This window comes from Nocardia sp. NPDC004711 (assembly GCF_053601595.1).
On sequence record NZ_JBSGCB010000001.1, the window covers coordinates 305,842 to 325,189 of the forward strand.

The window sequence follows — 19,348 nt, forward strand, 5'->3', positions numbered from 1 at the left end:
CTGCACATCACCAACCCTCGCTGCCACCAGAGCAGCATCGCCGCCACGGCATCGATCTTCCGTTGATTCGCCGTGGTCGGAAGGTGATACGCACGCATCATGCTGTCGAAGACAGGTTGCTTGATCGATTGTCAGTTCGAAATCTATTGACATCTGTCGGAAATCGCCCGATTCGTTGCGAATTTCGGTGCGTCGCAACCTGTTTGCGTCAGTGGTGGAGGACCTCTACGTCGCGGACCGGCTGCTTGCGGCCGAATTTGGCGCGCAGGGGGTAGATCGCCATGACTGCCAGGAGGCTGATGGTGGAGGCGATGAGCTGGTTGCGCTGGTCGGGGTTGCGAGCCATGGCTACGAAGACGGCGAAGAGGGCGATGACGACGGCCCAGCTGATGTAGGGATAGCCCCACATGCGGTAGGTGAGGGCGGAGGGGTCCTCGCGGCGGAGGCGGGCGCGAAGTCGCAACTGGGAGAACATGATCGCCACGTAGACGAAGGCCAGGACGACACCGATGGAGTTCACCAGGAAGGTGAAGACCTGGTCGGGTGAGACGTAGGAGGCGATGACCGCACCCCAGGCGGCGACGGTGCCGAGCAGGACGGCCCGGGCGGGGACGCCGCGCTTGTTCAGCTTCACCAGGGCGGCGGGGGCGTCGCCGTCGCGGGTGAGGACGTAGAGCATGCGGGAGGAGACGTAGATGGCCGAGTTCAGCACCGACAGCACCGCGGTCAGGATGACGACCTGCATGATGGTGCCGGCGGCCGGAATCCCGATGTGCTCGAGCGCGCTCACGAACGGGCTCGTCAGCACCTTGGCGTCGTTCCACGGCAGGATGGTCACCACCAGGAAGATCGAGGCCACGTAGAACAGGCCGACCCGCCACAGCACATTGTTGGTGGCGCGGGCCACCGCCGGGCCCGGCTCCTTGGATTCCGCGGCCGCCACCGTCACGATCTCGGTGCCGCCGAACGCGAACATCACCACCACGATGGCGGAGAAGACGCCGCCGATCCCGTTGGGCGCGAAGCCGCCGTGCCGGGTCAGGTTGCCGAAGCCCGCGTCCGAGCCCGGCCACAGCCCGAACACCCAGGCCAGTCCGATGGCCAGGAAGGCCACGATCGCCACCACCTTGATGGAGGCGAACCAGAACTCGAACTCGCCGAACGACTTCACCGACACCAGGTTGACCACGGTCATGACGATCAGCAGTCCAGCGGACAGGACCCACTGGTCGAGGTCGATCCAGTTGCCGAGAATGGCCGCGCCGGCCACCGCCTCGGCCCCGACCAGGATCACGTAGAGGTACCAGTACAGCCAGCCGACGGTGAATCCGGCGAACGGTCCCATCGCCATCCGCGCGTACTCGCCCATGGACCCGGCGACCGGGCGGGCCACCACCATTTCGCCGAGCGCCCGCAGGACGCACAGCACGACGAGTCCGGCGCCCGCGTAGGACAGGATGGCGGCGGGCCCGGCGGTCTGGATGACCGAGCCGCTGCCCACGAACAGGCCCGCGCCGATCGCGCCGCCGATGGCGATCATCGTCATGTGCCGGCGCCGGAGTCCGGTACGCAGTCCCTGCTGCTCGCCGCCCGGTTCCGTCAGCTGGGTACTGCCGGGCTCCGGCTTCCCGGCACTACCGGTTTCCGGCTCGAGGGGACTGCCGGGCTCCAGCTTCTGGACACTGCCGGTTTCCGACATCTGACCGCCACCTTCTTGTGTTGCTCGAGTGTTGCCCGAACACCATATCGACCCTGGTCAGGCAGGAAAAATCGCCGGTCGGGCCACGGTTTCCCGGGCTGCCGCCGGTACGCGAATCCTGCTCCCCGACAGCGGTTTACCCACGGGCGTACCGTCAGGAGGTATGACCGAGACACAGCGTGGCCGGGTACGCGTCGAACCGAGCGCCAAGCGGGTACGCGCCTACCTGGGCGGTCACCTGGCCGCCGATACCGTCAATCCGACGCTGGTATGGGAAGGACCCCACTACCCCACCTACTATCTGCCGGCCGCCGACCTGCGGGTGAAGCTGGAGCCCAACGGCAAGACCCGCCACTCCCCCAGCCGCGGGGACGGCACCGAATTCGATGTGATCGCCGACGACGTCACCGCGGCGGGCGCGGCCGTCCGGCACCTGGACTCCCCGATTCCGGAACTGCGCGACCTGGTGAAACTGGACTTCCAGGCCATGGACGAGTGGTTCGAGGAGGACGAGCCCATCTACGTCCACCCCCGCGACCCGTACACCCGGGTGGACATCCTCGCCAGCTCCCGCCACATCCGGGTCGAACTGGACGGCGAGACGCTGGCCGATTCGCACTCCCCGCGCATCCTGTTCGAGACCGGGCTGCCCGCCCGCTACTACCTGCCGCTCACCGATATCCGCATGGACCTGCTGCGGCCGTCGGCGACCAGGACGTCGTGCCCGTACAAGGGCCACGCCGAGTACTGGAACATCCAGCTGGGCGAGACCAGCCACCCGGACCTGGTGTGGATCTACCGCACCCCGCTGCCGGAGAGCCAGAAGATCGCCGGGCTGGCCTCGTTCTACAACGAGAAGGTCGACATCTGGGTGGACGGCGAGATGATGCCGCGCCCCAAGACGCCGTTCAGCTGAAACCCTCAGTCCCCCAGTATCTCCGACACCAGCCGGGGCAGCGCCGCCCCGATCGGGTCGCGCACGATCTCGGCGGCGTAGTCGTCGTAGGGGGTCGGCTCGTCGTTCACGATGACCAGGTCGGCCCCCGCGTCCACGGCCACCGCGCACATGGACGCGGCGGGCTCGACCTGGAGTGAACTGCCCACGGCCAGAAAGATTTCGGCGTTCTCGGCGATCTGCACCGCCGCGCGAATGGCGGCGGTGTCGAGCTGCTGGCCGAACATGACGGTGGCCGCCTTCAGGATGCCGCCGCAGTCCGGGCACGCTGGATCCGGCTCGCCCGCGGCCACCCGTTCCAGGGTGGCGGCCATGGAATCGGTGAAATCGCAGTCGATGCAGACGACTTCGAACATATTGCCGTGGATCTCCACCACGCTGTCCGACCCGGCCCGCTGGTGCAGCCGGTCGATGTTCTGGGTGATGATGCCGACCTCCCGCCCCGAGGCAGCCAGCCGCACCAGGGCCCGATGTGCCGCATTGGGTGTCGCCCGCCAGGCCGGATTGTCCCGCCGCGCCAGCCACGCCCGGGTGCGCAGCTCCGGATCCGCCACATAGTTCTGATACGTCGACAGCAGCTCCGCGATCGGATCCTCGGTCCAAACCCCGCGCGGCCCACGGAAATCCGGTATTCCGGAGTCGGTCGAAATCCCCGCGCCGGTCAAGACGCCGATCGGTCCCCTGCGTGCACGCCAGTCCGTCACACTGCTCAGCCTATGCCGACCCCACCCAGCCCGCCGCCTGTCCGCCGGCTGCCGCGCGACGAGCCGGGTCCGCGTTCAGACCGCCAGAACGGCATGTTCATCGTCGATGCGGCGGTACTGGCCGGGGGCCGAGCCGTACTGGCGTTTGAAGGCCTTGGCGAAGGCGAATTCGCTCTGGTAGCCGACCTTCCTCGCCACGCCGGCCAGCGGGGTGTCGGTCTCGCGCAGCAGCCGCGCGGCGGTGAGCATGCGCCAGCGGGTCAGATAGGACAGCGGCGGCTCGCCGACCGTGGCCAGGAAGCGGCGAGCGAGGGTGGCGCGACTGACCCCGGCGACGGCGCTCAGCTCCGGGACCGTCCAACTCCGTTCCGGCGCAGCGTGAATCGCGCGCAGCGCATCGGATACGGCCGGGTCACCGAAGGCGCCGGCCCAGCCGGTCGGCGCTGTGGACTGTTCGTCGAACCAGGCGCGCAGCATGAACAGCAACAGGGTGTCGAGCAACGCGGGGATGACGGCATCGGTGCCGGGTCGCGGTTCGGCGATCTCGGCGGCGAGCAGATCGACGGCGGACCGCAGCGCCGGGTGGCGGCCGGGGCGGGCCGGAAGGTGGATGAATTCCGGCAGGTCGTCGAGCAGCGGGTGGCTGCGGTGCCGCCCGAGCTCGTACGCACCGCACACCAGCGCCGTCCGCGCGCCCGGACCCGCGATCTCGCGCGGCTCGCCCGGCGCGGCGACCTCGGTGATCGGCGTCCCCAGCGCGTCGGCCAGATCATGGTGCTCGCCGCGCGGCATGAACAGCACATCGCCGGCTCCCAGCGCGACCGGCTCCCGGCCGGGCGGCAGCACCCAGCACGAACCCTGAAGCACCACATGGAATCCCGCGCCGGGCACCGTCGGATAGCGACGGCCCCACGGCGCGTGCCGGATGAAGAGTCCCGAGGCCGGGTTGCCGGTCCGGATGGCGGCGACGGTCTCGCTGAGGATGTCCACCTCGACACCATACTGCTCACATGGTGAGCGTTTCGAGCATTGGATTGAGTAATTCAGCCATTCATATGCTCACCGCACGCGAATAGCTTCATTCGCATGACGACACACGAAACCACGCAGACCCCCACCATCGCCGTGTACGGCGCGAATGGCCACACAGGCGGCTACATCCTGTCCGAGCTGGATCGCCGCGGCCTGGCCCCGATCCTGGTGGGCCGCAATGCGGATCGGCTGCGCGCCGCTGCCGACGCGGCCGGGCTGCCGCAGGCCGAGATCCGGATCGCGGCGGTGGACGATCACGCCGCCCTGGTCGCGGCGTTCACCGGTGCGGATGTGGTGATCAGCAGCCTGCCCGCCTACGTGGACCTCGGCGAGCCCATCCTGGCCGCCGCCGTCGACGCGGGCACGCACTATGTCGACATCTCGGGCGAGCAGCTGTTTCTCCGCCGGGTCCTCGACGAGTACGGCCCGCGCGCCGAGCGTGCCGGGGTGACGGTCCTCTCCTCGGTGACCGACAGCAATCTCCCCGCCGATCTGCTCGCGGAGCTGCTCGCCGCGCGTGTCGCCGGACCGGTCGGATTCGTGATCAGCCACCACAGCCGCAGCGGCGGGGACGGCTCCCGCGGCAGCGCGAAAACCCTACTGGCCGGCCTGGATTGGTTCCGCGCGGGCGGCTGGCACTATGCCGACGGCGAGTTCCGCACCGGCCCGGCGGATCCGGCGCCCATGCTGTACCCCGGCGACACCGAGCCGACCGCGGTGGCCAAGTTCGCCTTCCCCGCGGTGCTCACCATCCCGCGTCACACCGATGCCGCGTCGGTCACCGGCGCCGTCGACAGCGTGTTCCGGGCCAACATCACCGGCCTGACCACCGAGCTGGTGGCCGGTCTGCCGGAAAAGCCCAGTGCCGCTTCGGATCTGCGCTACGACATGATCGTGGACGCCACCGCCGCGAACGGCCGGGCGTGGCGCGGCGTGGTCAGCGGGGTCGATTCCTACCGGGATTCGGGTCTGATGGCGGTCGAAGCGGCCGTGCGGCTCGCCGGCGGCGCCGTGCAGCCGGGTGTGCTCACGCCCTCGGAGGCCTTCGACGCCGCGGACTTCCTGGATTCGCTCGCGCCCCGCGGCATCACCTGGACGATCACCGGGGCATGAGACGACCGTCGATGACGCCCGGCCGAACGCGCTCGCAGTACCGGGAATTCGGTCGAGCCCCGCAATACAGTGGGGACCATGAGCGACGACCGTCCGAAGCTGGCCGCTGAACTGGATATGGTGCCGCATCCCGAGGGCGGCTGGTATCGGGAAACCTGGCGCAGCGGAGTGGAATTCGAGCCGGCAGGCTACCCGGGTCCGCGCGCGACCGGCACGGCCATCTATTTCCTGCTGCTGCCCGGTGAGAAGTCCGCGCCGCACACGGTGACGTCGGACGAGATCTGGTGCTGGCATCGGGGTGGTCCGCTGCTGCTGAACATCGGGGGTGAGGAGATCGTCCTCGGACCCGATGTCGAGCAGGGGCAACGCCCCCAGGCGGTGGTTCCCGGCGGAATCAGCCAGGCCGCCCGTCCGGCAGGTGACGACTACGTACTGGTGAGTTGTGTCGTCTCCCCCGGATTCGATTTCGCCGACTTCCGGCTCGACTGAGCCGCGAACCCACTCTTCGATTCTCGTGCCCGCCGCGCGGTGCGCGGCGGGCACGAAGCAAGGAAATCGGAGGTCCGACGACTCAGTCGTCGATCCCGAGCAGACCCTCCGCGACCGCGTGATCGATGGTCTTCTCCAGGTTCGGGCAGGAGTCCGGTTTACCGGTGGTCGGCCCGGACTCGGCCAGCTTGCGGAAGACCGGGCAGTGCGCGGCCGGATCGACCGTCCACTGCACCGTCTTCTGATTGTGGCTGTGCTTGCGCACGAGCACCTCGGTGCCGCAGGTCTGACACGCGATCGGTGTCAGCCCCGACTCCATGTAGTGCTCTTTGTCGAGGACCGTCTGGGCGCGCACCTGTGCTCGCTGTTCCGGACGGTCCGCGAAATCGGGTGCCTTCGCCCAGCTGGTCATCAGACGTTCGCCTCCTGCGCGGCGGCCTCGTCGGCCTCTCGCTTCTTCCGCAGGTTCTCCTCGACCTCGAGACCCCAGGCCTCGTTGGCCTTGGAGGTGTCGATCTCGAATTCGAAGCGCTGCACCGACTTCGGGTCGATGTCGGCGACATCGACGTAGAACTGGTCGTACCAGCGGCGCAGCTGGTAGACCGGCCCGTCCTCCTCGGTCAGCAGCGGGTTGTCGATCTTGGACTTGTGCTTCCAGATCTCGACGTCCTGCAGGAAGCCCTCGCTGACGCCCTCGGTCATCTTGGCCGCGAACATCTGCGCCTGCTCCTCGGGCAGCCCCTTCGGCTTCTCCAGCGAGACGCCCCACTGCAGCATGAAGGAGTTCTGTGTGACCGGGTAGTGGCAGTTGATGAGGACCGTCTTGACCTCGAAGCCACTGTAGATGTTGAGCAGCGGGTTGATCATGTACGACGGCCCGAAGTACGACGCCTCGGACTTGAGCAGCACGTCGATGCCGGCCTTGGCCGCGTTGCCGATGTCCGGCCGGGCCTTGGTCTCCAGGTACTGGGTGGCGACGTGACCCTCGAGCACGTTCTTGAAGAACGTGGGGAAGGCGTAGTGGATATAGAAGAAGTGCGCCATATCCACGATGTTGTCGATAATCTCGCGGCAGTTGGAGCCCTCGATCAGCAGCGAGTGCCAGGTCCAGTCGGTCCAGCCCTCGTTCAGCGTCTCCGAGGAGCTGCCGTCGGCATTGGTGTAGGGACCCTCGATGTACGGGATGGTCACCTCGTCCGGCGGCGGGTTGCCCTCGTGGTCGTGCCAGACGAACAGCTGGCCGTTGCGCTCGAGCGTGATCCACGCGCGGGTGCGGGCCAGCGGGGGCACGCGCCGCGCGTAGGGGATGCCGGTGCACTTGCCGTCGCCGCCCCAGCGCCAGTCGTGGAACGGGCACGCGATGGAGTCGCCCTTGACCTCACCCATGGAAAGGTCGCCGCCCAGGTGACGACAGTAGGAGTCCAGTACCTTCAGTTCGTTCTGGCTGTTCATGAAAACGACCAGCTTGGTACCGAATACGTTGACCGCATGCGGCTTGCCGTCACGGAAGTCCTTGGCAAGGCCGAGGCAGTGCCAACCCCGGGCGTAGCGGGTGGGCATCGAGCCCACGTCGATCTCGCGGACCTTCCCGCGGGGCCCTTGGGCGCTTGTCGCCATCGTTGATCCTCCTATGGATGTACTAGAACACGTTACAAAATCGGCTGGCGGTTGGCCAGCGATAGGTCCCACTACCTGGATAGGGGCACTCTGAGCTGCGCTTGTACTGCGTTCTCGACAGGAATAGGAACGTGTTCTACTCTCAGGGGCAAACGAAGACCGCTTCCCGTAACACCAGGCAGGAGCAACTGGCGAGATGACGCAAGAAGTAGTTGAGCGGGTCGAGGCGCTGCTGCCGACCCTGCGTGAGCGCGCCCAGGAGACCGAGGATCTGCGCCGCCTTCCCGACCAGACCGTCAAGGATCTGCAGGCGACCGGCTTCTTCAAGCTCGTGCAGCCCAAGCAGTGGGGCGGCTACGCCTGCGACCCGGTGATCTTCTACGACACCGTCCGCAAGATCGCCAGCGCGTGCGGCTCCACCGGCTGGTGCGCCGGCATCCTCGGCATCCACAACTGGCACCTGGCGCTGTTCGACCAGCGCGCGCAGGAAGAGGTGTGGGGCAACGACACCGAGGTCCGGATCTCCTCCTCCTACGCCCCGATGGGCGCGGGCGTGGTGACCGAGGACGGCGAGGGCTACATCGTCAACGGTTCGTGGGCCTGGTCCTCCGGCTCCGACCACGCCGACTGGGTGTTCGTCGGCGGACCGGTCATCAAGAACGGCAAGCCGGTCGACTTCGGCTCGTTCCTGATCCCGCGGAGCGAGTACAAGATCAACGACGTGTGGCACGTGGTCGGCCTGCGCGGCACCGGTTCCAACACCGTCGTGGTCGAGAACGTGTACGTACCCCGGCACCGCTTCCTCAGCATGCGAACCATGGGCGAACTGAAATCGCCTGGCCTGGAGCAGAATACCGACCCGCTGTACAAGATGCCGTGGGGCAGCATCCACCCGGCGACCATCACCGCGCCGATCATCGGCATGGGCTACGGCGCCTACGAGGCCCACGTGGAGCACCAGGGCAAGCGCGTCCGGGCCGCCTTCGCGGGCGAGAACACCAAGGACGACCCGTTCGCAAAGGTCCGGATCGCCGAGGCCGCCAGTGACATCGACGCCGCCTGGCGTCAACTGTCGGGCAATATCGCCGACGAGTACGCGTGCATCGTGGCGGGCAAGGACGTTCCGTTCGAGATGCGCGCCGCCGCCCGCCGTGACCAGGTGCGTGCCACCGGCCGCGTGATCGCCTCCGTCGACCGCCTGTTCGAGGCCGCCGGCGCCACCGCGCTCGTGGAAGGCACTCCGCTGCAGCGCTTCTGGCGCGACGCCCACGCCGGCCGCGTGCACGCCTCGCAGGACCCGGAGCGCGCCTACGTCATGTACGGCACCCACGCCTTCGGTCTCCCGGTCACCGACGGAATGGTGTAATCCCCATGACCGCAGTGGGAGAAATCACCTACGAGTCCACCTCGCGCTTCGCGCAGGTGCGGCCGGACCTGAAGCTGCACTACCACGAGGCCGGGGTCGGCAACGGCCCCACCATCGTGCTGCTGCACGGCGGCGGTCCGGGCGCGTCCTCGTGGTCCAACTTCGCCAAGAACATTCCGGTGCTGGCCGAGGACTTTCACGTCCTCGCCGTCGACCAGCCGGGCTTCGGACGATCCGACAAGCCGACCGAGCACCCGCAGTACTTCGTGCACTCGGCCTCGGCGCTGAAGGACCTGCTCGACACCCTCGGCATCACCGAACGCGTACACCTGCTGGGCAATTCGCTCGGCGGCGGCGCGGCCACCCGCTTCGCGCTGGACTACCCGGACCGCGCCGGCAAGCTGGTGCTGATGGGCCCGGGCGGCCTGTCCACCAACCTGTTCGCGCCGGACCCCACCGAGGGCGTGAAGCTGCTGTCCAAGTTCAACTTCGAACCCACGAAGGAGAACCTGGAGGCGTTCCTGCGGATCATGGTCTTCGACCAGAAGCTGATCACGCCGGAACTCGTCGAGGAGCGCTTCGTTTCGGCCTCGCAGCCGGAGTCGCTGGCCGCCACCCGCGCCATGGGCAAGTCCTTCGCCGGACCCGATTTCGCCAAGGGCATGATCTGGCGCGACGCGTTCAAGCTGCGGCAGCCGGTGCTCATGATCTGGGGCCGCGAGGATCGGGTCAACCCGATCGACGGCGCCCTGGTCGCCTTGAAGATGGTGCCGCGCGTGCAGTTGCATGTCTTCGGCGGTTGTGGACACTGGGCACAGCTGGAGAAGTTCGACGAATTCAACCGCCTGGCAACCGACTTCCTGCTCGGCGTCAAGGAGAAGTGAGCATGAGTATCAAGGCGCTCGGCTACATGCGCATCGAGGCCACCGATATGGCGGCCTGGCGCGAGTACGGCCTCAAGGTGCTCGGCATGATGGAGGGCGACGGGCTCAACCCCGACGCGCTCTACCTGCGCATGGACGATTTCGCCGCCCGGCTGGTGATCGTCCCCGGTGAGCAGGACCGGCTGCTGGTCTCGGGCTGGGAGGTCACCGACGCCCGCGGGCTGCAGCAGCTGCGCGAGACCCTGTCCAAGGCCGGGGTCGCCTTCACCGAGGGCACCAAGGAGGAGCTCGGCGAGCGCCGGGTCGAGGGCATGATCCGGTTCCAGGACCCGGCCGGCAACACCCTCGAGGCGTTCTACGGCGCGCAGTACCTGGGCCGCCGCTTCGTGAGCCCCTACGGCCACAAGTTCGTCACCGCCGAGCAGGGCCTGGGCCACGTGGTCCTCACCTGCACGGACGACGCTGCGGCGCAGGCGTTCTACCAGGACGTGCTGGGCTTCCGGCTGCGCGACTCCATGCGGCTGCCTCCGCAGCTGGTGGGCCGTCCCGCCGACGGCGACCCGGCCTGGCTGCGCTTCTACGGCTGCAACCCGCGCCACCACGCGCTGGCGTTCCTGCCGCTGCCGAACCCGACGGGCATCGTGCACCTCATGGTCGAGGTGGAGAACTCCGACGACGTCGGCCTCTGCCTGGACCGCGCCAACCGCAAGAAGGTGAAGATGTCGGCCACCCTCGGGCGGCACATCAACGACAAGATGCTCTCGTTCTACATGAAGACGCCGGGCGGGTTCGACATCGAATTCGGCTGTGAGGGACTGGAAGTCGACGACCACTCGTGGATCGCGCGGGAATCCACCGCGGTCAGCCTGTGGGGCCACGACTTCAGCGTCGGATTCAAGTAGCGAGACGAACAGGGGCGGCCAATGACCACCGATGCGAATCCCGTCATCGACGGGCGTCAGTTCCGGAACGTGCTGGGGCAGTTCTGTACCGGCATCACCGTCATCACCACCTTCGACGGCGTCGACGGCGCGCGGGCCCCGATCGGCTTCGCGTGCCAGTCGTTCGCCGCCCTGTCCCTCGATCCGCCGCTGGTGCTCTTCTGCCCCACCAAGGAGTCCCGCTCCTGGGCGGCGATCGAACGCAACGGCAGCTTCGCCGTGAACATGCTCGCCGAGGAGCAACAGCCGGTGTGCGCCCGCTTCGGCTCCCGCGAACCCGACAAGTTCGCCGGAATCGACTGGCACACCTCGGAACTGGACCTCCCGGTGCTGGACGGCGCGTTGGCCACGATCCAGTGCACTGTGGACAACGTGCTCGACGGCGGCGATCACTACATCGTGATCGGCCGGGTCCAGGCCCTGTCGGAGTCCACCGACTCCGGCAGGCCGCTGCTCTTCTACCGGGGCCAGTACACGGCCATCGAACCGGAGAAGACGACGCCCGCGCCCTGGCGCGCGGACCTCGAACACTTCCTCACGACCACCACCTTGGACACCTGGTTGTGAGTCGGGTTCCTCCAGAACCCTGGCGATAGAAAAGTGCCCCTGTGGAATTCATCCACAGGGGCACTTTGCATCTGTGAGTGTTGTGGATGGATCAGGCAGCGGCGCGGGCCTGCCGCCGGTATTGGCCGGGGGCCAGGCCATATTCACGCTTGAACGCCTTCCCGAACGCGAACTCCGAGCTGTATCCCGCGCGGGCCGCGACCTTTTCGATGGCCAGCTCGTCCTCGCGCAGCAGGCGGGCCGCCGTGGTGAGCCGCCAGCGGGTCAGGTACGCCAGCGGCGGTTCGCCGACCATGGCATTGAACTTGCGGGCGAACGCGGCGCGGGACAGGCCCGCGTGGTCGGCGAGGGACTGCACCGTCCAGGGCGCGGCCGGATCGCCGTGCATGGCTTCGAGCGCCGGGGCGACGGCCGGATCACGCAGCGCCGCAGCCCATCCCACCGCCTCGGATCGCGGCTGCTCCTCGATCCAGGCGCGCAGGATGTACAGCAGCAGCGAGTCGATCAGCGCCGGCACGATGCCGTGCGATCCGATGCGCGGATTGTCGAGCTCCGCGCCGAGCAGCTGGATCGCGGCATTCAACTCCGGGTGCCGGCCGTGGCGGGCGGGCAGATGGATCACCTCCGGGAGCTGCCGCAGCAACGGATGCGGCCGCTGCCCGTCGAGGTGATAGTTGCCGCAGAGCAGGCTGGTGGCCGGGCCGTCCCCGCCGATCTGCAATGCGCCCACGGGCGGACGCTGGGTGTACTGCTCGGGCCGGGGAACCTCCGGAGGGGTGTCCGGGTGGTCGGCGAGAATATGCCCCGCCCCGGCCCGGACGAAGACCACATCACCGGGCCCGAGCGCGATCGGCCGAGCACTGCTGTCCGAGGGATAGAACCAGCAGGTCCCGTGCAGCACCACATGGAATCCCGCACCCGCCGTCGGCGGCAGCTGCAGCGCCCACGGCACCCGCCCATCCGTCCGCACCGAGTTCGGCGCACCGGTCCGCATCGAAGCCAGGGCCTCACTCAGCACATCCACGATCGATCTCCTTCACCTCGAACCCGTGCCCTGCAACCCGGATCCCGCCCCGATTATTCGCCCCACCCCTCACTCGACGGTCAGCACCACTTTGCCGACCGTCTGGCCCGACGCGACGATCTCGTGCGCCTTCCCCGCCTCCTCCAGCGGCAGCGTCTCGGCGATGGTCGGCCGCAGCTTCCCCGCGTCGACCAGCTCCGCGATCTGCTCCAGCGCCCAGTAATCGGGTTCCACCGAAACACCCGCGAACCGGCGCCCGGCTTCCTTCACAGCCCGCTCCAGCTCCGGATTCACATGCTCGAGAATCGTCACCAGCACCCCACCCGGCTTCAACACCTGAAGCGACCGCGCCCCATCGGCGACAGAGTCGAAGACGATATCGACATCCTTCACGACCGCGGTGAAATCGGTTGTCCGGTAATCGATCACCTCATCGGCCCCGAGGCTCTTCACATAGTCGTGCTTCCCTGCGCTGGCCAGCGCGATCACATACGCACCCCGCGCCTTCGCAATCTGCACCGCCAGATGCCCGACCCCACCGGCCGCCCGGTGAATCAGCACCCGATCCCCCTCCTCGACACCCGCCTTGTCCACCAGCCCCTGCCACGCGGTCAGCGCCGCCAGCGGCAGCGCCGCAGCCTCAACATGACTCAGCGACTTCGGCTTCCGAGCCACCTGCCGCGAGGGCGTAGCCACATACTCCGCGTAACCCGTTGCGGCCCTGGGGAAGAACGGCATCCCATAAACCTCTTCCCCGATCTCATACCGCGCCCCCGGCCCAGCCGCCTCCACCACCCCGGAAATATCCCACCCAACCCCGAACGGCGGCTGCCCCAACAACGGGAACGCCCCCGACCGCATCGCCACATCAACAGGATTGACCGCACTGGCCTGCACCCGAACCAGCACCTCCCCCGACAGCAGCTCCGGCTTCTCGACCTCCACAACCTCCAGCACCTCAGGCCCACCAAAGCTCTTCTGGATCACCGCACGCATCGCCTTCATCTCCCTGAAGCTGTCCCTCGGCCCACCCTTCGAACCGAACAACGGCAACATTAGACAGGGAATTTGAGACTATGAATGCCCTGAAGTCTCTTGTTTTTATCCCTACATCTCAATATGGAGACTTGACCGATAGGCCACGCCTCATCGACGGTAGTTCCGCTCGTCTTCCAATATGCCCAGATCGACCGCACCGTTCGCGACCGCCTTCTGCAGCCGGGCCAACGCAACCGATCGACGTCGGATGTCGTACCGCCGACGGATCCACGCCCACAGTGATCGCATACCGCACCGCCTCCGTCGAATAAGTTCTGAACTAGTTTAGAACTCTGGCGTATCCTGGCGCTATGGCCACTCACACCTTCCCGTTCTCCACGCTGATCAACAAGCAGACAAGCGTCTTCCCCGCCTTGGACGACGCCGACGTCATCCTCGAGCGGCGAGACGCGGAAAACCTTGTGCTCATGCGCTCGGGGCGGTTCGAGGCCATGGTCAAGGGTCTGAGCCTGGCCGCACGCTCACTGGCCATCATCGCGAAGGCGAATCGGGCATTGGCCGAAGAAGCCTTCGCTGAGGAACTGCCCTGGCTGACTTGGTTGCCAGCTGACGCACGTCAGGAATGCGTCAAAGAGCTGCTGGACAACCTGCTGGCCGGGGCGGATACCGGTCTGCTACTTCCCTTCTCGCGTGCACTTCGCGAATGGCAGTCGACTGCCGAGGTGTACTCCGACCCTGAACTGACACGCCGCCTACTCGGGCCGTTCGACACAACCGACGCCGTCGATGTCGAACGTCCGGGTGGCACCGATGGCTGATCAACCTGGTAGAGGCGACGAAGTACGGAGGCCGACGGGATGGATCGTCAGATTCCTCGATCGGCAGGCAGCCCGAGGTTGGTCGGCGCTGCTCGCTCAGGCTCCAGGCAACCTCGACCGAGCTTGGGTAGCAATCACCGCCGATCCACGCTGCCTCGACGAGCCGACCCGCCAACATCGGCTCAGATGGGCCCTTGGCCACGTCGAGGTCAACGGCCTCAGATTGGAGCAGTGGCAGTACGAGGTCACTGGAGGCGGCCGAATCTGGTATGCGATCGACGATGCCGAGCACATCGTTTGGATAAGTCAGGCGGGCACTGGCCATCCCCGCCAGACGGATCGACGCCGTCATTGAACGACACTGGGCCGCAACCGGAGTCGGTTGCGGCCCAGTGAATGGGTGGGGTCAGGCGTTGGCGGCCGACTTTTCCTTTTCGCGCTGGAGTTCCAGGGCGATGTCGATGAGCTGGTCTTCCTGGCCGCCGACGAGCTTGCGCCGGCCGGCGCGGACGAGCATTTCGGCGGCGGAGACGCCGTAGCGTTCGGCCTGGCGCTCGGCGTGGCGCAGGAACGACGAGTAGACGCCCGCGTAGCCCATCATGAGTGCCTGGCGGTCGAGGAGGCATTCGCTCGGCATGGCCGGGCGGACGACATCTTCCGCGGCATCGGTGACGGCGAAGAAGTCGACGCCGGTCTTGATGCCGAGCTTGTCGCAGACGCCGATGAAGGCCTCGACGGGGAGGTTGCCCGCGCCCGCGCCGAAACGGCGTGCGCTGCCGTCGATCTGGGTGGCGCCGGCGCGCACGGCGTAGACCGAGTTGGCGACGGCCAGGCCCAGGTTCTCGTGGCCGTGGAAGCCGACCTGCGCGTCATTGCCGAGCTCGGCGACCAGGGCGGAGACGCGGTCGGTGACCTGCTCCAGCACCAGCGCACCGGCGGAGTCGACGACGTACACGCACTGGCAGCCCGCGTCGGCCATGATGCGGGCCTGCTTGGCGAGGTTCTCCGGGGTGGTGGAGTGCGCCATCATCAGGAAGCCGACGGTCTCGAGGCCGAGGTCGCGGGCCATGTTGAAGTGCTGGATCGAGACGTCGGCCTCGGTGCAGTGGGTGGCGATGCGGCAGATGCTCGCGCCATTGTCCTGCGAGATCTTGATGTCTTCCTTGACGCCGACGCCCGGCAGCATGAGGAAGGCGATCTTGGCCTGCTTGGCGGTCTCCGCCGCAGCCTTGATCAGTTCCTGCTCAGGGGTTTTCGAGAAACCGTAGTTGAACGAGGAACCGCCGAGGCCGTCACCGTGGGTGACCTCGAGGACCGGCACGCCGGCGGCGTCGAGCGCACCGACGATGTCCCGCACTTCCTGCACGGTGAACTGGTGCCGCTTGTGGTGCGAGCCGTCACGCAGGCTGGTGTCGGTGACCCGGATGTCCAGATCCGCCGAGAACGGCTTCGCCACCGCGAGCGGTGAATTGGATTCAGCGTTCGAATTGCTCACTGTCGGAACTCCTTACACCCGAGCCGAGATGATCTGGTCGGCCAGCACGTTGCCCACCTGGGTGGCGGCGGCCGTCATGATGTCGAGGTTGCCCGAGTACGGCGGCAGGAAGTCGCCCGCGCCCTCGACCTCGACGAAGATCGAAACCTTCGCCATGCCACCGGAAACCAGCGACGGCTCGTCGAACTGCGGCTCGTTGAGCAGCCGGTAGCCGGGCACGTACTCCTGGATGGACTTCTCCATCCGATGCACCGACTCGGTGATGGCGTCGCGGTCGGCGTCCTCGGGGATGGCGCAGAAGATGGTGTCGCGCATGATCATCGGCGGCTCGGCCGGGTTCAGGATGATGATCGCCTTGCCGCGCTTCGCCCCGCCGATGGTCTCGACACCGGCGGAGGTGGTCTTGGTGAACTCGTCGATGTTCGCGCGAGTGCCGGGACCGGCGGACACGGAGGACACCGACGCCACGATCTCGGCGTACTCGACGGGGACGACGCGGGACACCGCGTGCACCATCGGAATCGTCGCCTGCCCACCGCAGGTGATCATGTTGACGTTCATCTCGTCGCGCAGCGAGTCGAGGTTGACCGGCGGAATCACGGCCGGACCGACGGCGGCGGGGGTGAGGTCGATGGCGCGGATGCCGGCCTCGGCGTACTTCGGCGCGTAGGCCCGGTGCACGTACGCGGAGGTGGCCTCGAACAGCAGGTCCGGCTTCTCCGGCAGCGCCAGCAGCCAGTCCGCGCCCTCGGCGGAGGTCTCCAGGCCCAGGCCGCGGGCGCGCTTGAGGCCCTCGGACTCCGGGTCGATGCCGATCATCCAGCGCGGCTCGATCTTCTCCGAACGCAACAGCTTGTACAGCAGATCGGTGCTGATATTGCCGGACCCGACGATCGCGGCGGTGACTTTGCTTGCAGTCACGGCTTTCTCCTACTCGGTGAGGTCAGTGTCTGTGCGACGCGGCCTGATCGGCTCAGGTCTACGCGAAACCCAGATGGACGGAACCGAGTCCGGCGAACTCGGCGATGAACTCGTCGCCCGGGCGGGCGTCGATGGCGCGGGTGCAGGAGCCGGGCAGCACGATGTCGCCGGCCTTGAGGCGCACCCCGAAGGAGGCGACCTTGCGCGCCAGCCACGCCACCGCGATGGTCGGGTCGCCCAGCACGGCGTCCGAGCGGCCCTCGGCGATGACCTCGCCATTGCGGGTCAGCACGGCGTCGATGTTCTTGATATCCAGCTGGTCCGGCGAGACCCGCTGCTTGCCTAGCACGTATCCGGCGGAGGACGCATTGTCGGCGATGGTGTCGCAGAGCGCGATCTTCCAGTCCTTGATGCGGGTGTCGATCAGCTCGATGGAGGGCGCGTAGGCGACGGTGGCCTTGCGCACGTCCTCCTCGGTGCAGTCCTCGCCGGGCAGGTCGGCGCCCAGGATGAAGCCGACCTCGACCTCGACGCGGGGGTACAGGTACTTGGAGGTGTCGACCGGAACGTCTTCGAAGACTTCCATCTCCGCGAGCAGGTGCCCGTAGTCGGGTTCGTCCACGCCCATCATCTGCTGCATGGCCTTGGAGGACAGGCCCACCTTGTGGCCCACGACCTTGGCGCCGCCGTCGAAGCGCTGCCGCATATTGATGAGCTGGATCTCGTAGGCATCGACCACGTCGATCTCGGGATGCCGCACGGCCAGCGGATCGATCGGAACCCGGGTCCGCTCGGCCGCCGCCAGCTCGTCGGCCAGTTCCTTACGTAGCGCGTCGGTCAGCACGCTGTGTTCCTTCCATCGGGGGTACCGGCCGGTGGCCATCCAGTAACGAGACTAGAAACTGAAACGAGTTTTTGTGAATAACGTCGCTTCAGCAGTCCCATCTGCCAGACCAACATAGACCAAACCAGGATCGATTCTATAACGTGTTCTACATGACTGATCGGGATTACGACGTGGTGGTGGTCGGCAGCGGTGCCGCCGGTATGTCCGCCGCCCTCACCGCTGCGCACCACGGTCTGCGCACGGTGCTCATCGAAAAGGCCGCTCATTACGGCGGTTCTACCGCGCGATCGGGCGGTGGCGTCTGGATTCCCGGAAACAAGGTGCTGAAGGCCGCGGGCCGTGGGAACGACCTCGACGAGGCGCGCACCTACCTGTACAGCATCATCGGCGACGTGGTGCCCAAGGAGAAGATCGACACCTACATCGATCGCGGCGCCGAAGCCTTCGACTACGTGCTCGACCACTCCGCCCTGAAGATGACCTGGGTGCCCGGCTACTCCGACTACTACCCGGAGGCACCGGGCGGCAAGGCGGACGGCCGCAGCTGCGAGCCCAAGCCGTTCAACCTCAAAGTCCTGGGCGAGGAGCGCTTCAAGCTGGAGCCGGCCTACAGCAAGGCGCCGCTGAACGTCGTCGTCATGCAGGCGGACTACAAGAAGCTCAACCTGATTCGCCGCCACCCGGTCGGCATCGCGCGCGTGCTGCGCGTCGGCACCCGCTGGGCGTGGGGCAAGGTCACCGGCAAGGCGCTGGTCGGCATGGGCCAGGCCATCATCGCCGGCCTGCGCAAGGGCCTGCTGGACGCGAATGTGCCAGTGCTGCTGAACACCCCGCTCACCGGACTGGTCATCGACAACGGCGTGGTCACCGGCGTCGACGCCGAGGAGAACGGGCAGGCCGTCCGGTTCAACGCCAAGTACGGCGTCATCCTGGCCAGCGGCGGTTTCGAGCACAACGCCGACATGCGGCACAAGTACCAGCGCGAACCCATCACCACCGAGTGGACCACGGGCGCGGCCGCCAATACCGGCGACGGCATCCGGGCGGGCATCGCGGCGGGCGCGGACATCGACTTCATGGACGACGCCTGGTGGGGTCCGACCACCTTCCGCGGTGAAGGAAAGCCCTGGTTCTGCCTCGCGGAGCGAAATCTGCCCGGCAGCATCATGATCAATACGCAAGGTCAGCGATTCGGTAATGAGTCAGCTCCTTACGTCGAGGCTGTGCACACCATGTACGGCGGCGAATACGGGCAGGGTGAGGGTCCGGGCGAGAACGTGCCGTGCTGGCTGGTGTTCGATCAGCGCTACCGGTCCCGGTACATCTTCGCCGGATTGCAGCCTGGCCAGCGGATTCCGTCCCGGTGGATGGAAAACGACCTGATCGTCGTCGCGCCCACGGTGGCCGAGCTGGCCGAGAAGATCGGCGTCCCCGCCGACGAGCTGGCCGCCACCATCGAGCGCTTCAACGGCTTCGCCGCGACCGGAAAGGACCTCGACTACAACCGCGGCGACAGCGCCTACGACCGGTACTACGGCGACCAGACCATCAAGCCGAACCCGTGCCTGAACAAGCTCGAGGTCGGCCCGTTCTACGCGGTGAAGATGGTCCCCGGCGACCTCGGCACCAAGGGCGGCTTGGTCACCGACAACGATGCCCGCGTGCTGCGCGAGGACGGGACCGTCATCGAGGGCCTGTACGCCGCCGGCAACACCTCGTCCCCGGTCATGGGCCACACCTACGCCGGTCCCGGCGCGACCATCGGCCCCGCCATCACCTTCGGCTACCTGGCCGCCCTCGATATCGCCGCCAAGGCGAAGAACGGCGCGCCGGTGGCCGAGACGGTGTCGTCCCAAGAAGCGTCCTGAACCGTCCCA

19 protein-coding genes are annotated in these 19,348 nt (G+C 67.1%); 9 read left to right on the forward strand and 10 right to left on the reverse strand.

The window, feature by feature from the left end; genetic code table 11:
• Nucleotides 1-208 precede the first annotated feature (208 nt).
• Complete coding sequence (locus ACWEKS_RS01450; RefSeq protein ID WP_452338281.1) at nt 209-1,699, reverse strand: amino acid permease; 1,491 nt, start codon at nt 1,697-1,699, stop codon at nt 209-211.
• A 163-nt stretch (nt 1,700-1,862) separates the two neighbouring features.
• On the opposite strand from ACWEKS_RS01450, the gene ACWEKS_RS01455 reads away from it, so the two are divergent.
• The gene (locus tag ACWEKS_RS01455) at nt 1,863-2,615 is read left to right on the forward strand and encodes a DUF427 domain-containing protein (protein ID WP_452338282.1); all 753 of its coding nucleotides are present in this window, start codon (nt 1,863-1,865) and stop codon (nt 2,613-2,615) included.
• Nucleotides 2,616-2,620: 5 nt separating this feature from the next.
• Here the strand turns inward: ACWEKS_RS01455 and ACWEKS_RS01460 are convergent, their stop codons facing one another.
• Nucleotides 2,621-3,358 (reverse strand): SIR2 family NAD-dependent protein deacylase, encoded by a 738-nt coding sequence (locus ACWEKS_RS01460; RefSeq protein ID WP_452338283.1) that lies wholly within the window; start codon nt 3,356-3,358, stop codon nt 2,621-2,623.
• 75 nt (nt 3,359-3,433) lie between these two features.
• On the reverse strand, nt 3,434-4,348 hold the full coding sequence (locus ACWEKS_RS01465) for an AraC family transcriptional regulator (RefSeq protein WP_452338284.1): 915 nt from the start codon (nt 4,346-4,348) through the stop codon (nt 3,434-3,436).
• A gap of 96 nt (nt 4,349-4,444) precedes the next feature.
• Here ACWEKS_RS01465 and ACWEKS_RS01470 point away from each other — a divergent pair, with 96 nt between their 5' ends.
• Nucleotides 4,445-5,503: a saccharopine dehydrogenase NADP-binding domain-containing protein gene (locus ACWEKS_RS01470; RefSeq protein WP_452338285.1), complete on the forward strand. Its 1,059-nt coding sequence runs from the start codon at nt 4,445-4,447 to the stop codon at nt 5,501-5,503.
• Nucleotides 5,504-5,581: 78 nt separating this feature from the next.
• On the forward strand, nt 5,582-5,992 hold the full coding sequence (locus ACWEKS_RS01475) for a cupin domain-containing protein (protein WP_452338286.1): 411 nt from the start codon (nt 5,582-5,584) through the stop codon (nt 5,990-5,992).
• Between the two features lie 82 nt (nt 5,993-6,074).
• Here ACWEKS_RS01475 and ACWEKS_RS01480 read toward each other — a convergent pair whose 3' ends face one another.
• Both ACWEKS_RS01480 and ACWEKS_RS01485 read right to left on the reverse strand, forming a co-directional pair.
• Complete coding sequence (locus tag ACWEKS_RS01480) at nt 6,075-6,404, reverse strand: hypothetical protein (RefSeq protein ID WP_040854414.1); 330 nt, start codon at nt 6,402-6,404, stop codon at nt 6,075-6,077.
• Nucleotides 6,404-7,609, reverse strand: coding sequence for a Rieske 2Fe-2S domain-containing protein (locus tag ACWEKS_RS01485; RefSeq protein ID WP_364606341.1), 1,206 nt, complete (start codon nt 7,607-7,609; stop codon nt 6,404-6,406). Before ACWEKS_RS01485 ends, ACWEKS_RS01480 begins: the two co-directional genes overlap by 1 nt.
• 196 nt (nt 7,610-7,805) lie before the next feature.
• Here ACWEKS_RS01485 and hsaA point away from each other — a divergent pair, with 196 nt between their 5' ends.
• The 4 genes from hsaA to hsaB are packed head-to-tail and all read left to right on the forward strand — an operon-like array spanning nt 7,806 to nt 11,367.
• Entirely contained in the window at nt 7,806-8,975 is a 1,170-nt protein-coding gene (hsaA, locus tag ACWEKS_RS01490; protein ID WP_354831271.1) for a 3-hydroxy-9,10-secoandrosta-1,3,5(10)-triene-9,17-dione monooxygenase oxygenase subunit, read from the forward strand.
• A gap of 5 nt (nt 8,976-8,980) precedes the next feature.
• Nucleotides 8,981-9,859, forward strand: a complete 879-nt coding sequence (gene hsaD, locus ACWEKS_RS01495) for a 4,5:9,10-diseco-3-hydroxy-5,9,17-trioxoandrosta-1(10),2-diene-4-oate hydrolase (protein WP_452338287.1) — start codon at nt 8,981-8,983, stop codon at nt 9,857-9,859.
• A gap of 2 nt (nt 9,860-9,861) precedes the next feature.
• Entirely contained in the window at nt 9,862-10,761 is a 900-nt protein-coding gene (gene hsaC / locus ACWEKS_RS01500; protein ID WP_354831276.1) for an iron-dependent extradiol dioxygenase HsaC, read from the forward strand.
• A gap of 21 nt (nt 10,762-10,782) precedes the next feature.
• Nucleotides 10,783-11,367, forward strand: coding sequence for a 3-hydroxy-9,10-secoandrosta-1,3,5(10)-triene-9,17-dione monooxygenase reductase subunit (hsaB, locus tag ACWEKS_RS01505; protein ID WP_354831279.1), 585 nt, complete (start codon nt 10,783-10,785; stop codon nt 11,365-11,367).
• A 91-nt stretch (nt 11,368-11,458) separates the two neighbouring features.
• Here hsaB and ACWEKS_RS01510 read toward each other — a convergent pair whose 3' ends face one another.
• Nucleotides 11,459-12,391, reverse strand: a complete 933-nt coding sequence (locus ACWEKS_RS01510) for an AraC family transcriptional regulator (protein WP_452338288.1) — start codon at nt 12,389-12,391, stop codon at nt 11,459-11,461.
• A gap of 69 nt (nt 12,392-12,460) precedes the next feature.
• Nucleotides 12,461-13,396 (reverse strand): NADP-dependent oxidoreductase, encoded by a 936-nt coding sequence (locus ACWEKS_RS01515; RefSeq protein ID WP_452338289.1) that lies wholly within the window; start codon nt 13,394-13,396, stop codon nt 12,461-12,463.
• A 344-nt stretch (nt 13,397-13,740) separates the two neighbouring features.
• Between ACWEKS_RS01515 and ACWEKS_RS01520 the strand changes: the two genes are divergently transcribed.
• Nucleotides 13,741-14,208 (forward strand): hypothetical protein, encoded by a 468-nt coding sequence (locus tag ACWEKS_RS01520; protein WP_452338290.1) that lies wholly within the window; start codon nt 13,741-13,743, stop codon nt 14,206-14,208.
• 406 nt (nt 14,209-14,614) lie between these two features.
• Here the strand turns inward: ACWEKS_RS01520 and dmpG are convergent, their stop codons facing one another.
• From dmpG to ACWEKS_RS01535, 3 genes are read right to left on the reverse strand one after another with little or no spacing between them, the layout of a single operon-like run.
• Nucleotides 14,615-15,703 (reverse strand): 4-hydroxy-2-oxovalerate aldolase, encoded by a 1,089-nt coding sequence (gene dmpG / locus ACWEKS_RS01525; protein WP_452338291.1) that lies wholly within the window; start codon nt 15,701-15,703, stop codon nt 14,615-14,617.
• A 12-nt stretch (nt 15,704-15,715) separates the two neighbouring features.
• The gene (locus tag ACWEKS_RS01530; RefSeq protein ID WP_354831289.1) at nt 15,716-16,624 is read right to left on the reverse strand and encodes an acetaldehyde dehydrogenase (acetylating); all 909 of its coding nucleotides are present in this window, start codon (nt 16,622-16,624) and stop codon (nt 15,716-15,718) included.
• Nucleotides 16,625-16,682: 58 nt separating this feature from the next.
• The gene (locus ACWEKS_RS01535) at nt 16,683-17,468 is read right to left on the reverse strand and encodes a 2-keto-4-pentenoate hydratase (protein WP_354831291.1); all 786 of its coding nucleotides are present in this window, start codon (nt 17,466-17,468) and stop codon (nt 16,683-16,685) included.
• A 143-nt stretch (nt 17,469-17,611) separates the two neighbouring features.
• On the opposite strand from ACWEKS_RS01535, the gene kstD reads away from it, so the two are divergent.
• On the forward strand, nt 17,612-19,339 hold the full coding sequence (kstD, locus tag ACWEKS_RS01540; RefSeq protein ID WP_452338292.1) for a 3-oxosteroid 1-dehydrogenase: 1,728 nt from the start codon (nt 17,612-17,614) through the stop codon (nt 19,337-19,339).
• The last annotated feature ends 9 nt before the right edge of the window (nt 19,340-19,348 follow it).